This is a genomic window from Kitasatospora sp. NPDC022856 (assembly GCF_055561235.1).
This window is the reverse complement of the sequence record NZ_JBVHHE010000013.1, coordinates 1-20,407: the sequence shown is the minus strand read 5'-3', so window position 1 is coordinate 20,407 and position 20,407 is coordinate 1. Positions and strand designations below refer to the sequence as shown.

Annotated in this window: 17 protein-coding genes and 1 pseudogene; 13 read left to right on the top strand and 5 right to left on the bottom strand. The window is 74.9% G+C overall.

The window, feature by feature from the left end:
- The first annotated feature begins 4 nt into the window (after positions 1-4).
- Positions 5-667, top strand: coding sequence for a GAF domain-containing protein (locus tag ACZ34W_RS17925; protein WP_380390319.1), 663 nt, complete (start codon positions 5-7; stop codon positions 665-667).
- A gap of 100 nt (positions 668-767) precedes the next feature.
- On the opposite strand, the gene ACZ34W_RS17920 is transcribed toward ACZ34W_RS17925, so the two are convergent.
- Positions 768-2,585 (bottom strand): AfsR/SARP family transcriptional regulator, encoded by a 1,818-nt coding sequence (locus ACZ34W_RS17920; protein ID WP_465605214.1) that lies wholly within the window; start codon positions 2,583-2,585, stop codon positions 768-770.
- A gap of 275 nt (positions 2,586-2,860) precedes the next feature.
- Between ACZ34W_RS17920 and ACZ34W_RS17915 the strand changes: the two genes are divergently transcribed.
- Positions 2,861-3,052, top strand: coding sequence for a hypothetical protein (locus ACZ34W_RS17915; protein ID WP_329491456.1), 192 nt, complete (start codon positions 2,861-2,863; stop codon positions 3,050-3,052).
- A 140-nt stretch (positions 3,053-3,192) separates the two neighbouring features.
- Positions 3,193-4,152, top strand: coding sequence for a JmjC domain-containing protein (locus ACZ34W_RS17910; protein WP_465605211.1), 960 nt, complete (start codon positions 3,193-3,195; stop codon positions 4,150-4,152).
- 186 nt (positions 4,153-4,338) lie between these two features.
- Here ACZ34W_RS17910 and ACZ34W_RS17905 read toward each other — a convergent pair whose 3' ends face one another.
- On the bottom strand, positions 4,339-4,893 hold the full coding sequence (locus ACZ34W_RS17905; protein WP_465605208.1) for a TetR/AcrR family transcriptional regulator: 555 nt from the start codon (positions 4,891-4,893) through the stop codon (positions 4,339-4,341).
- Positions 4,890-5,252 carry a DUF1304 domain-containing protein gene (locus ACZ34W_RS17900; RefSeq protein WP_329491460.1) on the bottom strand — a complete coding sequence of 121 codons (363 nt, stop codon included), beginning with the start codon at positions 5,250-5,252 and terminating at the stop codon, positions 4,890-4,892. Before ACZ34W_RS17900 ends, ACZ34W_RS17905 begins: the two co-directional genes overlap by 4 nt.
- 220 nt (positions 5,253-5,472) lie before the next feature.
- On the opposite strand from ACZ34W_RS17900, the gene ACZ34W_RS17895 reads away from it, so the two are divergent.
- The 8 genes and pseudogenes from ACZ34W_RS17895 to ACZ34W_RS17860 all read left to right on the top strand — a co-directional run bounded on the left by ACZ34W_RS17895 (position 5,473) and on the right by ACZ34W_RS17860 (position 15,832).
- A complete protein-coding gene (locus tag ACZ34W_RS17895) occupies positions 5,473-7,011 on the top strand; it encodes a glycoside hydrolase family 64 protein (RefSeq protein ID WP_465605205.1) in 1,539 nt (512 codons plus the stop codon).
- A 92-nt stretch (positions 7,012-7,103) separates the two neighbouring features.
- Complete coding sequence (locus ACZ34W_RS17890; protein ID WP_329491462.1) at positions 7,104-8,561, top strand: glycoside hydrolase family 16 protein; 1,458 nt, start codon at positions 7,104-7,106, stop codon at positions 8,559-8,561.
- Positions 8,562-8,706: 145 nt separating this feature from the next.
- On the top strand, positions 8,707-9,807 hold the full coding sequence (locus ACZ34W_RS17885) for a LacI family DNA-binding transcriptional regulator (RefSeq protein ID WP_465605202.1): 1,101 nt from the start codon (positions 8,707-8,709) through the stop codon (positions 9,805-9,807).
- Between the two features lie 345 nt (positions 9,808-10,152).
- A complete protein-coding gene (locus tag ACZ34W_RS17880) occupies positions 10,153-11,439 on the top strand; it encodes an ABC transporter substrate-binding protein (protein WP_465605199.1) in 1,287 nt (428 codons plus the stop codon).
- A 23-nt stretch (positions 11,440-11,462) separates the two neighbouring features.
- Entirely contained in the window at positions 11,463-12,404 is a 942-nt protein-coding gene (locus ACZ34W_RS17875) for a carbohydrate ABC transporter permease (protein WP_465605196.1), read from the top strand.
- Between the two features lie 5 nt (positions 12,405-12,409).
- Positions 12,410-13,244 (top strand): annotated as a pseudogene (locus ACZ34W_RS17870) (carbohydrate ABC transporter permease).
- 27 nt (positions 13,245-13,271) lie between these two features.
- Complete coding sequence (locus tag ACZ34W_RS17865; RefSeq protein ID WP_329491467.1) at positions 13,272-14,723, top strand: GH1 family beta-glucosidase; 1,452 nt, start codon at positions 13,272-13,274, stop codon at positions 14,721-14,723.
- A gap of 101 nt (positions 14,724-14,824) precedes the next feature.
- A complete protein-coding gene (locus ACZ34W_RS17860) occupies positions 14,825-15,832 on the top strand; it encodes an LLM class flavin-dependent oxidoreductase (protein ID WP_465605192.1) in 1,008 nt (335 codons plus the stop codon).
- A gap of 39 nt (positions 15,833-15,871) precedes the next feature.
- Here ACZ34W_RS17860 and ACZ34W_RS17855 read toward each other — a convergent pair whose 3' ends face one another.
- A complete protein-coding gene (locus ACZ34W_RS17855) occupies positions 15,872-16,708 on the bottom strand; it encodes a DUF1963 domain-containing protein (protein WP_465605189.1) in 837 nt (278 codons plus the stop codon).
- A gap of 111 nt (positions 16,709-16,819) precedes the next feature.
- On the opposite strand from ACZ34W_RS17855, the gene ACZ34W_RS17850 reads away from it, so the two are divergent.
- Together ACZ34W_RS17850 and ACZ34W_RS17845 are read left to right on the top strand one after the other, a co-directional pair.
- On the top strand, positions 16,820-17,731 hold the full coding sequence (locus tag ACZ34W_RS17850) for a glutaminase (RefSeq protein WP_465605502.1): 912 nt from the start codon (positions 16,820-16,822) through the stop codon (positions 17,729-17,731).
- 211 nt (positions 17,732-17,942) lie between these two features.
- Positions 17,943-19,340, top strand: coding sequence for a M20/M25/M40 family metallo-hydrolase (locus tag ACZ34W_RS17845; RefSeq protein WP_465605186.1), 1,398 nt, complete (start codon positions 17,943-17,945; stop codon positions 19,338-19,340).
- A gap of 22 nt (positions 19,341-19,362) precedes the next feature.
- Here the strand turns inward: ACZ34W_RS17845 and ACZ34W_RS17840 are convergent, their stop codons facing one another.
- On the bottom strand, positions 19,363-20,250 hold the full coding sequence (locus ACZ34W_RS17840; RefSeq protein WP_465605183.1) for an NAD-dependent protein deacetylase: 888 nt from the start codon (positions 20,248-20,250) through the stop codon (positions 19,363-19,365).
- Positions 20,251-20,407 lie beyond the last annotated feature (157 nt).

The following is a 20,407-nucleotide window of genomic DNA, read 5'->3' as shown; positions in this document are numbered from 1 at the left end:
ATCCATGGACCAGTCGGCGGACTCCACGGCGATGATCGCGGCGATCTCGGGCGCCCTGGCCGATCCCGGCCCGGACGACCGCGAACTGCTGTCCTCCATCGTGCGGGTGGCACGTTCGATCTTCGGCGCCGCCGCCAGCTCGATCTTCCTGTTCGACCGGGAGGAGGACCAGCTGGTCTTCGAGGCGGTCTCCGGGGAGGGCGAGGACTTCCTGGTCGGCACCAGGTTCCCGGCGCACCGGGGGATCGCCGGCTGGGTCGCCGACACCGGGGAGCCGGTGACGGTCGACGACCTGCGCGGCAGCGCGATCTTCGCCCAGGACCTCGCGGAGCGGACCCGCTACGTGCCGGACGCGATCATGGCGGCCCCGGTCGTCCACCGGGACGAGATCCTCGGCGTCATCCAGGTGCTCGACCCGCACCCGCAGTCCCGCTCCAGCCTGGCCGACCTGGACCTGCTGGTGGCCTTCGCCGGCCAGGCCGGGCTCGCCCTGCACGGCCTGGTCCGCAGCCGGGCGGCCCGCAGCGCGCTGGCCCTCGGCGGTGCGGAGTTCGAGCGGCTGGCCGGCATCGTCCAGGTCCTCGGCGCGCTGGCGCCCGAGCAGCGGGCCAGCGGGCTGCGGCTGGTCGAGTCCCTGCACGAGGTGCTCGCCGCGATGGCGCGCTGACCGGGCGGCGGGGTCGCGGGGCGGCAGGGCGGCGCGCTGACCGGGCGGCGAGGCCGTCCCGGTCAGCGGCACCGGCCCGCCACCCGGTCTCGTCCAGGTGTCAGCAGCCGCCCGGCAGCGGACCCGGGCCGCGGTGCAGGGCGGCGGCGTACCGGTGGGCCAGCCTCGGCATGCGGTAGCGGACGGCGTGCGCCCGCACCTCGTCGTCCTCGGCCACCGTGACCAGATGGGCCTCGATGAGCTCCTCCACGATCCGCTCGGCCGGCTCCGCGAGGCCGCCCAGCGCCGCCAGCAGCACCGCCTGGTCGAAGGCCGGCCCCGGCAGGGCGCCGAGCGCGCCGAGCGCCGCCCGCTGCTGCGGATCCAGCCCCCGGTGGAACCGGCGGTAGCCCTCCTGGACGGAGCAGCCCCCGACCGAGAGCTCGTGGGGTCCGGCGGGCAGCCGGCCCAGCTGCTCCGCGTACTCGGACAGCGAGAGGTGCCGCAGCGTGGTGAGCTTGGCGGCCAGCGCGCGGACGACCAGCGGGGAGAGCCCGTACACCTCTTGAAGGCGGCGCAGCGTCCGGTCCGCGTCCACGAGCCGCCGCTCGTCGAGCACGCGCGCCAGGAGCTCGCGGGCCTCGCCGGGGGTGAACTCGTCGAGTTCGATGCGGTGGACGCACTCCAGGCCGCTGAGCCGGCGGGCCGAGGTGACCAGCGTGCGGGTCGGCCCGCGGCCCGGCAGCAGGCGGCGGACCTGGGACTCGCCGGTCGCGCCGTCGAGGACGAGGAGGACCTGCCGGTCGGCGATCCAGGACCGCCACAGGGCCAGCGCCGCGGTCTCCTCCCGGGGCGGGGTGAGGTCGAGACCGGTGCTCCGCAGCAGCTCGGTCAGCACCTCGTGCCAGTCGCGCGGGGTTCCGTCGGGGTGTCCCAGCGGGACGAAGACCTGGCCGTCCGCGAAGCGGTCGGCGATCCGGTGGCCGACGTGGACGGCCAGCGCCGTGGTGCCGACCCCCGGCGGGCCCGACACCGCCGTGACGTCGGTACATCGGGCCCCGCCGGTGAGGGCCGCCACCGCCGCCTCGACCTCGTCCCGGCGGCCGACGAAGTCCGCGAGGTCGCGGGGGAGTTGGGAGGGCCTGGCGTGCTCGCGCGGCCGGTCGCGGCCCGGCCGGGCCGATGCCCCGCCGGCCAGGATCGCCCGGTAGGTCTGCTGCAGCACGGGGCTGGGGTCGAGACCGAGCTCCCGGGCGATGTACTGCCGGTGCTGTTCGAAGCAGGCGAGCGCCTGCCGCCGCCCGCCGACCTGGTCGAGCGCCGTCATGTGCAGCACGATCAGCCGCTCGCGGAACGGATGCCGGGCGGTCAACTCGGCCAGCCGGTCCAGCAGTCCGAGCGCCCGGCCGGCCTCCACCTCCAGCTCGGCCCAGTCCTCGTACACCGCGAGGAAGCGGTCGGCGAGCCGCTCCGACTCGCGGGCCGCGAACGGGCTGCCGAGCAGGTCGACCAGGGGCCGGTCCTGCCAGAGCCGTACCGCCTCGCCGAACAGCGCCGACGCGCCGGCCGGGTGGCCCGCCCGCTGCGCCTGCCGTCCGGCCGCCGCGAGTTCGTCGAACCGCAGCAGGTCCGACTCCTCGGAGGTCACCGTCAGGGTGTAGCCGTACGGCACGTGGCCGATCCGGTCCCGCAGGACCTTGCGCAGGGCGGAGACGTACACCTGGAGGTTCTTGCGCGCCGTCCGGGGCTGGTCGCCGTCCCAGAGCGCGTCGATGAGCTGGTCGACCGACAGCACGGTGTTCGCCCGGCACAGCAGCGCGGCCAGGAGTAATCGCTGTTTGTACGGGCCGAGTTCGAGGAGTTCGTCGCCGGACCGGACCTGTAGCGGCCCGAGCATCGTGAAACGCAGCGTTCTTTCCGCACCGGTGTTCCCGGTCATATGGCCCCTCCCCCAGAGCGCGCCACGCATTGGGCACAGGTCGGGCCGGCCCGATCGGGGCCGGTCGCCTTCGTCTGTACTCCGACGGGTAGCTTCGCCGAGAAGAGGATGTCTGGCAAGGACGTGGTGAGCGATTGGTGAACAGCGGTGCCCGGGGGTCGAGTGGGACAGGACAAGCTGCCAGGAAGCCACGCACATACCGGAGTTCAACCGCCCGCTCCTAGCGTCGCACTGTGACGTCGGCCGACGTCCGAGCGCGAGCGAGAGGAGTTCCGATGTCCGACGAGGTGCAGGCACACAGCGTGGGCGGCGACGACGAGGACCTGGCGGGCTGCGGGATCCAGTTCAACGCCAGTGCCGTGGACGACGAGGTCCAGGCCCACAGCGTGGGCGAGGACGACGAGGACCTGGCGGGCTGCGGGATCCAGTTCAACGCCAGCGCCGCGGACGGCCCCGCCGGCGTCTAGCCCGACGCTTCGTCATCGGCCGACTCGCCGCCGGGCCGGACCACCCCGGCGGGACGAGGCCGGGCCGGTCTGTGCGGGTGCAACCGCGCAGGCCGGCCGTCGCCTTCCCGCCCGGCACCCGACCACCCTGTGAGGCCTCCGTGGACAGTCTGCTCCGGCTCGTGGACGACCTGCCGACGCTCGAAACCGCTTGGGAGCGCGAGCCGTTCGTCAGCACCGGGCTGGGCGACCTCGGTGACGTGTTCTCCCTGGAGACCGCCGAGCGGCTGATCCACAGCAGCCTGCCGATGAGCGCGGTACGGCTCTTCCGTGACGGCGGGCTGGTGCCCCCGGAGCTCGTTCTGCGCAACCGGGGGAGCAACCCGCGGAGCCGCGAGAAGCTCGCCGACGGCACCAAGGTCGCCGAGCAGGTGGCCGGCGGCGCGACCCTGGCCCTGGAGGAGCTCCAGAACCACAGCCCGGAGGTGGCGCGCTTCGCCGCCGAGGTGGCCCGCGAGACCGGCTACGAGGCCGACTGCACCGCCTTCCTGACGCCGCCCCGGGCCCGGGGGGCGGCGCCGCACTTCGACCTGGTGGGCATCTTCCTTCGGCAGCTCCACGGCTCCAAGCGCTGGCGGGTGAGCGCCCCCGTGCGGCGGCTGCCGAGCCGGGCCCGCCCGGTGGCCCCGTCCGAGGTCGGCGAGCCGGTGCTCGACGTCGTCCTCAAGGAGGGCGAGTGCCTCTACCTGCCGCGCGGCTTCGTGCACGTCGGCGACACCACGGACGAGCCGTCGCTGCACCTGTCGATCGGCCTGCGCGGCGTCACCTGGGAGCGGGTCCTGCGCAGCCTGCTGGCCGGGGCGGGGGAGCGGTTCGAGCCGCTGCGCGAGGTGCTGCCGCCGGCCTTCTCGGACCTCGACCGGGAGGCCCTGTACCGCGAGCGCGTCGAGCTGCTGGCGAAGCACCTGGCGGACGCCGACTGGTCCCGGATCTCGCTGGACGGCCTGCGGGCCGAGCAGCCCCCGGCCGCGCCCGCCCCGGGCAGTCTGGCGGCCTCGCTGCGCCGGTCCGCAACCGCGGAGCCGGCGCCCGAGGCCGCCGAGCCCCCGCCGGCCGCCTGACCGGTGCCTGTACCGCCCGCCGGCCGCCTGACCGGTGCCCGCACTGCCCGCCGGCCGCCTGACCGGTGCCCGCACTGCCCGCCGGCCGCCTGACCGGTGCCCGCACTGCCCGCCGGCCGCCTGACCGGCGCCCGCACTGCCCGCCGGCCGGCCGCCTGACCGGTGCCCGCACTGCCCGCGGGCCGGTCAGCCGAACGGGGTGCGGTGCAGCGAGATCAGCAGGCGCCAGCTGTGCGCGGCGAGTTCGTCGGCGGTGGCGGGCACCAGGGCGTGCAGCCAGTCCGCGAGCAGCGCCGTGAAGGTCGCCGCGACGGCGGTGGCGACCAGCTCGGCGTACGGCGCGCCGGCCAGCTCCCGTTCGGTGCGGCTGCGTTCCCGGAGTTCGCGGTGGAGCAGCTCGCCCAGCGGTCCGGCGCCGCCGGACAGCAGCAGCGAGCGGTAGACCGCCGCGTGCCGCTCGACCTCCGTGAGGAACGCGCCGAGGGCGGGCGGCGGTGCGGCCGGGTCCGGGATGCCGCGCCAGGCGTGCAGGGCGTCCACGGCGTCCCGGACGACCTCCGCGCAGGCGTCCACCGCGAGCGCCCGCAGGTCCTCGTAGTGGAGGTAGAAGGTCGCCCGGCCGACGCCCGCGCGCCGGACCACGGCGGCCACGCCGACCTCGGCCAGCGGGCGCTCGGCGCACTCGGCGAGCAGGGCCTCGCGCAGCCGGGCGCGGGTGCGGTCGGCCCGTGTGTCGGTCATCCGGCGACCAGCACCGCGGCCAGCGCGAGCGCGCCGGGCAGGGCCTGGGCGAACAGGATCCGGCGGTTGGCGGTCGCCGCCCCGTACAGGCCCGCGACCACCACGCAGGACAGGAAGAAGACCTGGACGCGGAAGCCGGTCGGGTCCGCCGCGATCAGGCCCCAGACCAGGCCGGCGGCCAGGAAGCCGTTGTAGAGGCCCTGGTTGGCGGCCAGCGGCGCGGTGGCCCGGGCCGTCTCCGGGTCGAAGCCGGAGAGCTTCCGCCCGGGAGCCCGCTCCCAGAGGAACATCTCCAGCACCAGGATGTATCCGTGCAGTGCGGCCACCAGGCCCACCAGTGTGCTCGCGACGATGCCCATGACGGGGCCCCTTTCTGGACTGTTGTCCAGCAATCATAGACACATGTCCAGGAATTCGCCGCAGGCTTACCCTTCACAAGGTGAAGTCACAGAGCCCACAAGGAAGTTCCACCGCTTCGTCTCTTGACCGCCGTCCGGCGGGGCGAGACAGTGTGTCGACGCTTGAGAGCGCTCTCACGCGGTTCCGCCGCCTTGCCACCGCCGAGGGAAAGGCATCCCCATGACGGCCACCCCACCCCTGCCCGGCCCCGCCCGCGGAGCCGCGCCCCGCCATCGAGCGCCCCGCCACCGCGGCGCCGTCGCGGTCCTCACCGTGCTCGCCCTGCTGCTCGCCGGTCTGTGGACGGCGGCCGGCGCGCGGGCGGCCGCCGACTACACCCAGTCGGCGGCCACGGTCGCCCCCGGCTCGGTCCTCTTCGCCTTCACCCCGGCCACGCCCGCCGCCCTGGTCGACGTCCACTACCGGCCCGCCGCCGACGGCCAGCAGAACGTCCGGATGACGGCGGGCGCGAGCCGGTGGGAGACGACCGCCACCGGCCTGGCGGCCGGGACCGTCCTGGAGTACTGGTTCACCTACGAGAAGGCCGGACCGCTCTACGACACCCCGCACTTCACGGTGACCGTCGGCGCGGGCGGCTCGACCGGCGGCGGGGCGACGGGCAGCTTCCCGCTCACCTTCGTGAACAACACCCGGGGAGCCTTCAGCGACGCCCAGGTCTACGTGACCGTGCTCGGCATGGTCACCCCCGGCCAGTGGTCCTACCTGCGGCCCGACGGCACGACGGCACACATCGACCACCGCGCCGCGCAGGCCCCGGGGCACCTGACCAAGAACGGCGTCGACTACCCGAACATGTCCTTCACGCTCGACCGGGCCGCCACCGTCCCCTCCCCGGCCGCCATCCGCGGCGGCCGCGTCTACATCTCGCTCGGCTCGCCGCTGTACATCCCCGTCTCGCCCGACGACCAGGGCTGGGGCGGGCCGGACCCGCGCAACCCCGCCGACCCGAACAACGACGTCTACTACGACTGGTACGAGTACACCTACGTCCACGGCGAGGTCCCGTTCGGCGGCAACACCACCCAGGTGGACGGGTTCGGCTTCCCGATGACCGCCCGGCTGCGGCAGACCGCCAGCGGCTACGACTCCACCGAGGGCATCACCCGCACCCGCGCCGAGGTGATGGCCGGCTACGCGGCGGCCGTCGGGCCCGCCTTCCGCGCGCTGCAGGGCACCTACCGCATCACCGCCCCGCGGTCGTCCGCCCTGTTCCAGGCGGGCGGCGCGCAGCAGGGCTACCTCCAGCCGGCCATCGACCGGTTCTGGTCGGCCTTCAGCGCAAGGCAGTTCACCCTCACCCGGCTCGGCGAGACGTTCACCGGGCGGGTCACCGGCGACACCCTGACCTTCACCAAGAACGGGGCCGGACCGTTCCACCTGGCCAAGCCCGCCTCGCCGGACGTGATGGCCTGCGCGGGCCCGCTCGCCGCGGGCGACGACACCGAGAAGCAGCTCGGCGCGGAGCTGTGCGCGGCCCTCCAGCGCGGTGTGGCGCTCACTCCGGCCGACTGGCACCGGCCCGCGGCCTACTACCGCGGCGCCGACGCCGCGAACGACTACGCGGGGTACCTGCACGGCATCAGCCTCGGCGGCCGCTCCTACGCCTTCCCCTACGACGACATCAATGACCAGTCGTCCGTCCAGATCCTCGGCAACGCGGCTCCGCCCACCGGGCTGACCCTCGGTATCGGCTGGTAGTCCGGGCCGGCGGGCGGGGCCGCGCGGCCCCGCCCCGGCGCTCCCACCGCACCGTCACCCCCACGACCGTCCCCCCACGGAGGTGCACCACCGTGTCCGGAACGAACACCCCACCCGCGACCACCGCCACCCGCAGACGGCGCCCGCGCCGCGCACTGACCACCGTGCTGACCGCCGCCGGCGCGGCCACCGCGCTCTGCGCGGCGCTGCTCGGCACCGCCACGGCCGCCGTACCGCCCGCGCCCGCCGGCTGGACCACCGTCTGGAGCGACGACTTCGGCGGCGCCGCCGACACCCTGCCGGCGGCCGCCGACTGGATCGTCGACACCGGCACCAGCTACCCCGGCGGCGCCGCCAACTGGGGCACCGGCGAGGTCCAGAGCTACACCGCGAACACCGCCAACCTCCGCCAGGACGGCGCCGGGAACCTGCGCATCACCCCGATCCGGGACGCCGCCGGCAACTGGACCTCCGGCCGGATCGAGACCAGGCGCAGCGACTTCGAACCGCCCGCCGGCGGGAAGCTGCGGATCGAGTCCCGGATCCAGATGCCGAACGTGACCGGCCCGGCCGCCGACGGCTACTGGCCGGCCTTCTGGACGCTGGGCGCGCCGTACCGCGGCAACTACTGGAACTGGCCGACCATCGGCGAGTTCGACCTGATGGAGAACGTCAACGGCGTCAACCAGGTCTGGGGGACCCTGCACTGCGGCGGCAACCCGGGCGGCCCGTGCAACGAGACCACCGGCCTCGGCGCCGTGCACGCCTGCCCGGGCTCGGCCTGCCAGGGCAACTTCCACACCTACGCGCTGGAGTGGGACCGCAGCGTCAGCCCGCAGCAGCTGCGCTGGTACGTCGACGGCGTGCAGTTCCACTCCGTCACCTCGGCCCAGATGGACGCCGCCACCTGGGACGCGGCCACCGCGCACGGGCACTTCATCCTGCTGAACGTCGCGATGGGCGGGGCCTTCCCCGACCCGGTGGCGGGTCACCGGACGCCCACCGCCGCGACCGCCTCCGGCGTGCCGATGCTGGTCGACTACGTCGCGGTCTACCGCTCGGGCGGCGGCACCACGCCGCCGACCACGCCGCCGCCGACCACCGCGCCGCCGACCACGCCGCCCCCCGGCGGCACCGGGAGCGCGTACGGCACCATCCAGGCCGAGGCCTACGGCGGGCAGTCGGGGACGGCCCGGGAGGCCACCACCGACAGCGGCGGCGGCCAGAACCTCGCCGCGCTCGCCAACGGCGACTGGGCGCTGTACCCGGGCGTCGACTTCGGGACGGCCCCGGCCCGGCAGTTCAAGGCGCGGGTGGCCTCGGGTGCGGCGGGCGGCGTCAGCGGACTGGTCGAGGTCCGCCTCGACAGCCGGACCGCCGCGCCGATCGGCTCCTTCGCCGTGGCCAACACGGGTGGCTGGCAGAGCTGGACGACCGTCCCGGCGAACATCGCCGCGACCACCGGCAGGCACGACGTCTACCTGACCTTCACCAGCGGGCAGCCGGCCGACTTCGTCAACGTCAACTGGTTCACGTTCAGCACCACCTGACCCGGGGTGCCGGGCGGTGGCGGGCGGCAGTCGCCCGCCACCGCTCCGGCGTGCCCGCCCGGGTGGTCTGGGAGCGCTCTCAGCGACGGGCGACCGACCCGCTAGGCTCTGGGGACGAAGCGTTCACACGCGAGAGGAGCCCACGGTGCCGGAGCAGTCGCCGCGTCCGACGCTGGAGTCGGTCGCCGAACGGGCCGGGGTCTCCCGGGCCACGGCGTCGCGGGTGGTGAACGGCGGGGAGGGCGTCCGCGAGGCCCTGCGGGAGAAGGTCCGACGGGCCGTCGACGAGCTCGGCTACGTCCCGAACCCGGCCGCCCGGACGCTGGTCACCCGGCACAACCGGGCGGTCGCCGTGGTGGTGGCCGAGCCCGGCAGCCGGCTCTTCTCCGACCCGTTCTTCGCCCAGCAGCTGCGCGGCATCGGCCGCGAGCTGTCGGCCGCCGACCACCAGATGGTCCTGATGATGGTCGAGGACCAGCACGACTACGAGCGGGTCGGCCGCTACCTGGCCGGCGGGCACGTGGACGGCGCGCTGCTGTTCTCGCTGCACCAGCCGGACCCGCTGCCCGACATGGCGCGCAAGGTCGGGCTGCCCTTCGTGGTGGGCGGCCGGCCGGGCTGGCCGGGCGCCGAATCCGACCACGACCTGGTCTACGTGGACAGCGACAACCGGGGCGGCGCCCGACTGGCGGTCGGCCACCTGCGGGCCCTCGGGCGCACGGTCATCGCCACCGTCACCGGCCCGCTCGACCAGACCTCCTCCATGGACCGGCTGGACGGCTACCGGGACGTGCTGCCCGACGGCGACCCGGCGCTGATCGCCGAGGGGGACTTCACCCCCGACGGCGGCGGCCGGGCGATGGCCGAACTGCTGGCCCGCCGGCCCGACCTGGACGCGGTGTTCGCGGCCTCCGACGCGATGGCCTCGGGCGCGCTGCGGGTGCTGCGCGAGGCCGGCCGCCGGGTGCCGGAGGACGTCGCCGTGGTGGGCTTCGACGACGTCGAGTCGATCGCGGCCTGGACGGAGCCGCCGCTGACGACGGTGCGTCAGGACATCGAGGAGATGGGCCGCTTGATGGCCGGGCTGCTGCTGCGCCGGCTCGCCGGTGCCGGTGCCGGTGCCGGTGCCGGTGCGCGGCCCGGGGCGGCCGGCGGAGCGGCGGGCGGCCTCCCGTCGGGTCTGCGCCCCGGGGGCCCCACCTCCGTGATCACCCCCACCCGGCTGGTCCTGCGCGCCTCGGCCTGACCGGTCTCGGCCTGACGGGCCGGACCTGACCGGCGGGCACCTGACCGGCCGGGGCCCCAGCGGTCGGGCGCTTCGCCGTCCCGCCCGGAGTAACCCTTTCCACCCCCGCGTTCAAGGCCTGAACGCCGGTCGACGACATCCCGGAGATTACGTTCGGGTTTCGGCCTCTTGACCATCGCGCCGCCCGCACGGCACTCTCCTCTCAACGCACTGAGAGCGCTCTCAAGAGCGCTCTCAGAACCCGTTCGACGCACCGCCCCGCGCCCCTCGTCCGCGCATCCCCACACCCCCCGCTCGCCCCGCGCCGCCCGAACCGCACCCCACCCGCCCCGCCAGGGAGTCCTCATGCGCCGCTCCGCCGCCGTGCTCGGCAGCACCGCCCTCGCCGCCACCCTCCTGCTCACCGCCTGCGGCAGCTCCGCCGGATCGGCCGACGCCGCCGACGGCAAGGTGACCATCACCGTCGACCTCTTCGGCACCTTCGGCTTCAAGGAGAGCGGCCTCTACGAGGAGTACATGAAGCTGCACCCCAACGTCACGGTCAAGCAGACCGACACCCAGGACGAGGGCCAGTACTGGCAGGCCCTGCAGACCAAGCTCGCGGGCGGCGGCGGCCTGGCCGACATCCAGGGGCTGGAGGTCGGCCGGGTGGCGAGCGTGCTGCAGAAGCAGGCCGACAAGTTCACCGACCTGAAGACCCTCGGGCTCGGCTCGGTCAACGACGAACTGGTGCCCTGGAAGGGCGCCGCGGTGAAGACCGCCGACGGCCGGGTCCTCGGGGCCGGTACCGACATCGGCCCGGAGGCGATCTGCTACCGCACCGACCTGTTCAAGGCGGCCGGCCTGCCCACCGACCGCACCGAGCTGGCCCAGCGCTGGTCGACCTGGCAGGGCTACCTGGACCTCGGCAAGCAGTACGTGGCCACGGCCGGCGCCGGCAACACCTGGACGGACAGTGCGGCCGGGCTCTTCACCGCCGAGGTCGGCCAGCAGAAGGTGCGCTACGCCGACGAGAGCGGCAAGCCGGTCTTCGACAGCAGCCAGGCCGTGCGGACCGCCTGGGCCGACGCCGGCCGGCTGGTCGCGGACGGGCTGAGCGCGAAGCTCCCGCAGTGGACCCCGGAGTGGAACAAGGCCTTCAGCACCGGGAAGTTCGCCACCCTGAGCTGCCCCGCCTGGATGCTCGGCTACATCAAGGGCCAGGCGGGCGAGGCCGGTTCGGGCAGCTGGGACGTCGCCCCCGGCCCCGGCCGGACGGGCAACTGGGGCGGCTCCTACCTCACCGTGCCCAGGACGGCCAAGCACCCCAAGGAGGCCGCCGCGCTGATCGCCTGGCTGACCGCCAAGGAGCAGCAGACCACCCTCTTCAGGAAGCAGGGCTCCTTCCCGTCGTCCACCGGCGCGCAGGCCGCCATCAAGGACGTGACCGACCCGTACTTCAACAACGCGCCGATCGGCCGGATCTTCAGCGAGTCGGCGGCCGCCATGCCGGCCCAGGTGCTCGGCGTGGACGACGGCGTGATCGGCAAGGCCTTCACCGACGCCCTGGGCGAGGTCGAGCGGACCGGCACCGCCCCGGACGCGGCCTGGAAGCACGCGATGGACAACATCGCCAAGGCCAACGGAAACTGACGAGGTATCGGCAGACCACCACGATGGCCATCACCTCCGCCGCCCGCCTGCCCGCGGCCGACCCGGCGAAGCCCCGGGCCCGCCGGGCCGGCCGGCTCGCGCCCTACGGCTTCCTCGCCCCGTTCTTCGTCCTCTTCGCCGCCTTCGGGCTCTTCCCGCTGCTCTACACCGCCTATGTCTCGCTCCACCGGGTCGAGTTGCAGACCACCGACCGGATGGACTGGGTCGGCGCGCAGAACTACACCCGCCTGCTGGCGGACCCGTTCTTCTGGAACGCGCTGCGCAACACCTTCACCATCGGGGTGCTCTCCACCGTGCCCCAGCTGTTGATGGCACTGGGCCTGGCCCACCTGCTCAACTACCGGCTGCGCGGCCGGTCCTTCTACCGGGTCGCGATGCTGATGCCGTACGCGACCTCGGTGGCGGCCGCCACGCTGGTCTTCGCCCAGCTCTTCGGGCGGGACTACGGCCTGATCAACTGGGTGCTGGGCCAGGTCGGCCTGAGCCCGGTGGACTGGCAGGCGGGCACCTGGGCCTCGCAGTTCGGCGTCTCCGCGATCGTCACCTGGCGGTGGACGGGGTACAACGCGCTGATCTACCTGGCCGGCATGCAGGCGATCCCCGGCGAGCTCTACGAGTCGGCGGCGGTCGACGGGGCCTCCCGGTGGCAGCAGTTCCGCCACGTCACCGTCCCCGGCCTGCGCCCTACGATCGTCTTCACCGTGGTGGTGTCGACCATCGGCGCCACCCAGCTGTTCGGCGAACCGCTGCTCTACGAGGGGAACGCCGGCGGCGGGATCTCCCACCAGTACCAGACCCTCGGCCTCTACCTCTACGAGCAGGGCTGGAGCTTCTTCCACCTCGGGCGCGCGGCCGCGGTGGCCTGGGTGATGTTCCTGCTGATCGTCGTCCTCGCCCTGCTGAACGCGGCGATCGCCGCCCGGCGCAACCGTACGGACCGGTGACCCGCATGCGACCGAACCCGCGCTCCCCGCTGCACGGCGGCCCGCTCGTCCACGTGGTGCTGATCACCGCCACCCTGGTGTTCGCCTTCCCCTTCTACTGGACGCTGGTGGCCGCCAGCCGCTCCAACGCCGAACTCAGCTCGGCCTCACCGTCGCTGACCCCCGGACCGAACCTGCTGCACAACATCGGCGCGGCACTGGAGCAGGCGGCGATCGGCGACGCGCTGCTGAACTCGCTGATCGTCGCGGCCACCGTCACGGCCGGGGTGGTGCTCTCCTCGACGCTGGCCGGCTTCGCCTTCGCCAAACTGCGCTTCCGCGGCCGCGGCCTGCTGCTGGCGGTCACCGTCGCCACCATGATGATCCCGCCGCAGCTCGGCGTGATCCCGCTGTTCATGGTGATCGTCCGACTCGACCTGCAGAACACCCTGCCGTCGGTGATCCTGCCCTCGCTGGTCTCGGCCTTCGGGGTGTTCTTCATGCGGCAGTACCTGGTCCAGGCGCTCGGACGAACTGGTCGAGGCCGGCCGCGTCGACGGCGCCTCGCTGCTGCGGATCTTCCGTTCGATCGTGCTCCCGGCCGCCCGCCCGGGCATGGCGGTGCTGGGCATGCTGACCTTCATGGCCACCTGGAACGACTTCTTCTGGCCGGTCGTCGCCCTCAGCTCGCAGAACCCCACCGTGCAGGTCGCGTTGAAGTCCCTGGGGCAGGGGTACGTTCCCGACCAGTCGATCGTCATGGCCGGGACCCTGATCGGCACGCTCCCCGTCCTGCTGGTCTTCGGCGTCCTCGGCCGGCAGATCGTCGGCGGCATCATGCAGGGCGCCGTCAAGGGCTGACCCCGACCCACACCACCGGAAGGTGACATGACCGACCACGCCCGACCCCTCGTGTTCCCCGCCGACTTCCTCTGGGGCGCGGCCACCGCCGCCTACCAGATCGAGGGCGCCGCCGGGGAGGACGGCCGCACCCCGTCCATCTGGGACACCTTCAGCCGGACGCCCGGCAAGGTCCGCAACGGCGACACCGGTGACATCGCGACCGACCACTACCACCGGTTCCGCGAGGACATCGCGCTGATGGCCGAACTCGGCCTGCCCGCCTACCGCTTCTCGATCGCCTGGCCGCGCGTCCAGCCCGGCGGCAGCGGCCCGGTCAACAAGGCCGGGCTCGACTTCTACGACCGGCTGGTCGACGGGCTGCTGGAGCACGGCATCACCCCGGTGGCCACGCTCTACCACTGGGACCTGCCGCAGGAACTGGAGACCCCGGCCGGTGGCGGCCCCGCCGCGGGCGGCGGCTGGACCGACCGGTCGACCGCCCGGCGCTTCGCCGAGTACGCGGCCCTGGCCGCCGCCCGGCTGGGCGACCGCGTCGACTCCTGGACCACCCTGAACGAGCCGTGGTGCAGCGCCTTCCTCGGCTACGGCAGCGGCGTCCACGCCCCCGGCCGCACCGACCCGGCCGCCGCCCTCACCGCCCACCACCACCTGCTGCTCGCCCACGGCCTCGCCGTCGGCGCGCTGCGCGCCGAACTCCCGGCCACGGCCCGGGTCTCGCTCACCCTCAACCTGGCGGCCGTGCGCCCGCACCGCGACGACCCGGCCGACCGCGAGGCCGCCCGGCGGATCGACGGGCTGGCCAACCGGATCTTCCTCGACCCGGTGTTCCACGGCCGCTACCCGGCCGACGTGCTCGCCGACACCGCCGGCGTCACCGACTGGTCCTTCGTCCGCGACGGCGACCTCGCCGAGATCTCCCGCCCCCTCGACGCGCTCGGCATCAACTACTACACCCCGACGGTGGTCGCCGCCGACGACCCGGCCGACCCGGCCCCGCGCCAGGACGGCCACGGCGGCGAGCGCTCCCCCTGGCCCGCCGACCACGGCATCCGCTTCCTGCCGGCCGAGGGCGAGCGCACCGCGATGGGGTGGCCGGTCGACGCCGAGGGCCTGTACGAGCTGCTCACCCGGCTCCGCGACGAGCTACCCGGCCTGCCCCTGCTGATCACCGAGAACGGCGCCGCCTACGACGACTACGGCGACCCCTCGGGCGCGGTGCGCGACCCCGAGCGGATCGCCTACCTGCGGTCCCACCTGGCCGCCGTCCACCGCGCGATCGCCGCCGGCGCGCCCGTGCGCGGCTACTTCCTCTGGTCCCTGCTGGACAACTTCGAGTGGGCGTACGGCTACGGCAAGCGGTTCGGCATCGTCCACGTGGACTTCCCCTCCCAGCGCCGCACGCCCAAGGACAGCGCCCGCTGGTACGCGGAGGTGGTCCGCACCGGCGAACTCCGCGCGGCCGACCCGCCGGCCTGAGCCCCGCCCGCCGTCCTGAGTCCGCGCCGTGACCGGGCGCCGGTGACCCCGGCGCCGGCGCGCCGGGAATGCGGTCCCGGACGGTGGTGGTTGCCGCTGAGGTGACTACTGCCGCGCCTGCGATCCGCCTCTCGGTGCTCGACCGTTCCCGGACGAGACGGGGGGAGGAGCCCGCGCGGGCGCTGCGGGACACGGTGGCGTTCGCCCGGCACGCCGAGCGGCTCGGCTACCACCGGTTCTGGGTGTCGGAGCACCACGGCGTCCCCGGCGTGGCCGGGTCGGCGCCCACCGTGCTCGCCGCGGCGGTGGCCTCGGCCACCGACCGGATCCGGGTCGGCACGGGCGGCGTGATGCTCCCCAACCACCAGCCGCTGGTCGTGGCCGAGCAGTTCGGGGTGCTCGCCGCGCTCTTCCCCGGCCGGATCGACATGGGGCTGGGCCGCTCGGTGGCCTTCACCGACGGCGTCCGGCGGGCGCTCGGCCGGGACAAGGACGCCGCGGACCGCTTCGGCGAGCAACTGGCCGAGCTGCTCGGCTACTTCGACGGGTCGGGGCGCACCCACCGGGACGTCCACGCCCGCCCCGCCGAGGGCCTGGACGTCCCGGCCTTCGTCCTGGCCACCGGCGCGGGCGCGGACATCGCCGCCGAGGCAGGGCTGCCGCTGGTCATCGGGGCCGTCCGCGGCGAGGACCGGATGCTGGCCGCGATCGACCGCTACCGCGCCCGGTTCCGCCCCTCCGCACAGGCGGCCCGGCCGTACGTGGTGGTCTCCGGCACGGTGGCGGTCGCCGGAACGGCCGAAGAGGCCGAGCGGCTGCTGGTCGCCGAGGCCTGGGCGAGCGCCCACGCCCGGACCCACGGCGAGTTCCCGCCGCTGGCCCCCGCCGAGGAGGTGCTCGGCCGGGAGATGGGCCCGCGCGAGCGCGCGGCCTACCAGCAGTCGCTGCGCGGCCACATCGCCGGGACCCCGCCGCAGGCCGCCGCCGAGCTCGCCGCGCTGGTGGCCCGCACCGGGGCCGACGAGTTCCTCGTCACCACCAGCACGTACGACCGCGCGGCGCTGTTCGACTCCTACCGCCTGCTCGCCGAGGCGGTCCGCCCGCACTGACCGGCGCTCCGCCGGGGAGGCGGCCTCACCCCGGACCGGTCAGTGCTGGACGGTGACGGCCTCGACCCGGCTGAAGTCGGCGGCGGCCAGGTCCTCGTCGCGGATGGCGTAGTAGAGCGGGCACCCGGTGAACTCCGGGCGGCCCGCCGCGAGCAGGATGCGCTCCGGACCGCGGCCGCGCGGCGGCACCACGTACTGGTCCGTCTCCGGATCGGGGCCGAGCAGCACCATCCAGGCACCGTGCCGCGGCGCGACGTCCAGGGCGGCGGACGGCAGCGCGGTCAGCCGGTCCACCGCCTCCTCCGGGAGGTCGACCGGGGGATCGTCGTGGAACCGCAGGGCCTGCGCCAGCATGGCCTTGCCGGCGGCGTACAGCGGCGCGGGCGGCCCGGTGAACTCCCACGGCGGGGCGCCCCAGCCCGCCTCGGGGTCGGCGAACGCCGGATCGGACGCCACGTCGTAGGGCGCGGTGCCCTCGGCGGTGGCGTCCGGGAAGTGCAGCACGGTGACGGCGTCCCGGCCGCCGAAGCCGTCGTGGCCGGGGAAGAAGAAGTAGAGCAGGCCGCGGGGCGGCAGCAGGTGGTTGGCGTCCGCCGGCGCGACCTCCGCCAGGTCGATCTGGGCGACGAAGCAGTCCGGCAGCGCGTCCGGCCCCGGCTCCGCCCCCGGCCAGACGAAGCCGGGCGGCACGGCCGGTACGCCGCCGCACCGGGAGAACGGCTCCGGCCCCCGGTGGCCGGCGGGGCGCGGGCCCAGGGCGATGCCGTGCTCGGCCAGCCCCATCAGCTCACCCTCCCAGGGGCCGAGGCCGGCGTCGCCGATCAGCCGTCGAAGCGTCCGGCCGTCGTCGGCGGTCACAGGATTGGGGCGCGTCATGGCGCCACTCTAGAAGCAGCCGCCGACACCCGGGATCAGGGCCCGGCCCCGACCCCGGGGGCCGGGTCGGCCCAGGCCGGCGGGGTGGCCGACAATGGCAGCGTGAACGACATGGACTACCAGCTGCTCCTCCAGGAGGCGATGGAGGCGGCCCGGCGGGCGCCCGCCCGGGGGCGGGTCGCCGACTACATCCCGGCCCTCGCCCAGGCCGACCCGACGGCCTTCGGGATGGCCATCGCCACCGTGGACGGCACGGTGTTCGGCGCCGGGGACTGGGAGCACCCGTTCTCGATCCAGTCGGTGTCGAAGCTGTTCACCCTGGCGCTGGCGCTGGCGGACGGCGGCGACGAGCTGTGGCGCGGGGTCGGCCGCGAGCCGTCCGGCAATCCGTTCAACTCGCTGGTCCAGCTGGAGTCCGAGAACGGCATCCCGCGCAACCCCTTCATCAACGCCGGCGCGCTGGTCGTCACCGACCGGCTGCTGAAGCTGACCGGCGACGCCGTCGGCGCGGTCCGGGACTTCCTGCGCGCGGAGTCCGGCAACCCGGCCGTCGCGGTGGACGACTCGGTGGCGTCCTCCGAGGCCCAGCACGGCCACCGCAACGCCGCGATGGCGCACTTCATGGCCAGCTACGGCAACCTGCGCAACCCGGTCGACAGCGTGCTCGCGCACTACTACGCGCACTGCGCGATCGAGGCGAGCTGCCGGGACCTCGCGCTGGCCGGGCTCTTCCTCGCCCGGCACGGGACCCGCGCCGACGGCTCGCGGCTGCTGTCGCGCAGCGAGGCCAAGCGGATCAACGCGGTGCTGCTCACCTGCGGCACCTACGACGCGGCGGGGGAGTTCGCCTACCGGGTGGGGCTGCCGGGCAAGAGCGGGGTCGGCGGCGGCGTGCTGGCGGTGCTGCCGGGCCGGGGCACGGTCTGCGTCTGGGGCCCGGGCCTGGACGCGGCCGGGAACTCGGTGCTGGGGGTCGCGGCCCTGGACGCGCTGACGACGGCCACGGGCTGGTCCGTCTTCTGACGCCGGGCACGCCGGGCGCGCCGGATCCGGTCGCACCGCCGGATCCCGCCGTGGCGCCGGATCCGTGCGCGTCGGCGGATCCGTTCGCGTCGGTGGCCGGAGTGAACGATCGGCCCCCGGGAGCGCCCGGTCCTGTGGTACTGATCGACGGGTACCGGTCACCGGGGGAGCGGCCGCCCGCTCGCCCGCCCAGCAGGGAGGAAGCCCCAGCATGGCGCCGCGCACCACCTCGCCCTCCCCACCGCCCGCCCACGGCGCGCCTGACGGCCCGTCCGCGAGCGCCCCGACCGGCCCCGGCGGTTCGTCGCCGCGGCCGTGGGACGAGGTGGTCGCCCTGGCGAGCGACCTGATCAGGTTCGACACCACCAACACCGCGGACGCGGGCGGGGTGGGCACCGAACGCCCGGCGGCCGAGTACGTGGCGGCCAAGCTGGCCGAGGTCGGCTACGACGTCACCTACGTCGAGGCCGGCGCCCCGGGCCGGGGCAACGTCGTCGTCCGGCTGCCCGGGGCGGACCGGGAGCGCGGCGCCCTGCTGATCCACGGCCACCTGGACGTCGTCCCGGCGGACCCGGCCGAATGGCGCGTGCACCCGTTCTCGGGGGAGGTCGCCGACGGCTACCTGTGGGGCCGGGGCGCGGTCGACATGAAGGGCATGGTGGCCATGATGCTGGCCGTGGCCCGCGGTCACCGGCGCGACGGCGTCCTGCCGCCGCGCGACCTGGTCTTCGCCTTCGTCTCCGACGAGGAGGCGGGCGGCTTCCAGGGCGCCCGGTGGCTGGTCGACCACCGGCCGGAACTCTTCGAGGGCGTGACCGAGGCGGTCGGCGAGGTCGGCGGATTCTCCGTCAGCTTCGGTGACGCCAGCCGGGCCTACCTGATCGGGACGGCGGAGAAGGGCGCGGTCTGGCTGCGCCTCAAGGCGCGGGGCACGGCCGGCCACGCCTCGCTGCTGCACGACGACAACCCGATCGCCAGGCTCGCCGCCGCCGTCACCCGGCTGGAGTCGCACCGGTTCCCCGTCGTCCTCACCCCCGCGGTGCGCGAACTGCTCGAAGGGGCCGCGGAGATCACCGGGGTGCCGTTCGACGAGAGCGACCCCGAGGCGGCGCTGGCCCGGTTCGGGCACGCGGCCCGGCTGATCGGGGCCAGCCTGCGCGACACCGCCAACACCACCCGCTTCGATGCCGGCCACAAGGCCAACGTGGTGCCCTCCACCGCCCACGCGGAGATCGACGCGCGGGTGATCCCGGGCCGGGAGGAGGCTTTCCGGGCCGAGGTCGCCGCGCTCCTGGGGCCCGGCATCGAGCAGGAGTGGAACAGCCTGCCGGCCGTCGAGACGGCCTTCGAGGGCCAACTGGTCGACGCCATGGCGCTGTCGCTGGCGGCCGAGGACCCGGGCTCCCGGGTGCTGCCCTACATGCTGTCCGCCGCCACCGACGCCAAGTCGTTCCAGCGCCTGGGCATCCGCACCTTCGGCTTCGCCCCGCTCCGGCTGCCCCCGGGACTGGACTTCGCCGCCCTGTTCCACGGGGTCGACGAACGGGTCCCGGTGGAGGCCCTGGAGTTCGGCACGCGCGTCCTGGACCGCTTCCTGCGCCACTGCTGACGCCGGGCGCCCGGGCGGTCCCTCAGGCCGGCGGCGCGGCGGCGAGCCGCTCGGTCAGCGCCGTCAGGGCCGGTCCGAGCGGGAGGTCGACCAGGATGTCGGCGCGGTCGTCGCCGCGCGTCGGGCCCTGGTTCACGATCGCGACGGGCTTCCCGGCCCGGGCGGCGTGCCGCACGAAGCGCAGACCGGACATGACCGCCAGCGACGAGCCGAGGACGAGCAGCCCGCGCGCCCCGTCGACCAGGTCGAAACAGTGCCGGACGCGCGGCGTGGGCACGCTCTCGCCGAAGAAGACCACATCGGGCTTGAGGATCCCGCCGCACGCCCCGCAGGCCACCACCCGGAAGGACGCCACCAGGGCGTCGGGCAGCTCGACGTCCCCGTCGGCGTTGCGCAGGGCGCCGTCCTCCGGGAAGGCGCCGTTCAGGGCGCGCAGGCGCCGGTCGAGGTCCTCCCGCGCGCTGCCCCGCCCGCAGCCGAGGCAGACCACCCGGTCGAGCCCGCCGTGCAGTTCCACCGCGTCCACGGTGCCGGCCGCCCGGTGCAGGCCGTCCACGTTCTGGGTGATCACCGCCGACACCAGGCCGCGGCGGCGCAGCTCCTCGACGGCCAGGTGCCCGGCGTTGGGGCGGGCCCCGGCGATCGAGCGCCACCCGGCGTGGCTGCGCGCCCAGTAGCGGCGCCGGGCCTCGGGACACCCGACGAACTCCTGGTAGGTCATCGGCGTCCGGCGGCGCAGGCTACCGGTGGGGCCCCGGTAGTCGGGGATGCCCGACTCGGTGGACAGCCCCGCGCCGGTCAGCACCGCCACGCTCCGGCCGGCCAGCAGCCGGGCGACCTCGCCCAGGGCGTCGTCCGGCGGGTCGGCCGCGCCGACCGGCGGCGGCTCGGGCAGCGGATCCAGGGGCATGCCCACAGCCTAGCGACGGGGCCGGGGGGGGGGGGGGGGGCCCCCCCCCCCCCCCCCCGCCCGCCGGGGCGGGGCCCGGGGGGGGGGACGGCCGCCCCCGCGGCGCGCCGCGCCCGCAGGTCCGCGTACAACGTGCACCCGGGGGCCTCGGTGGGCA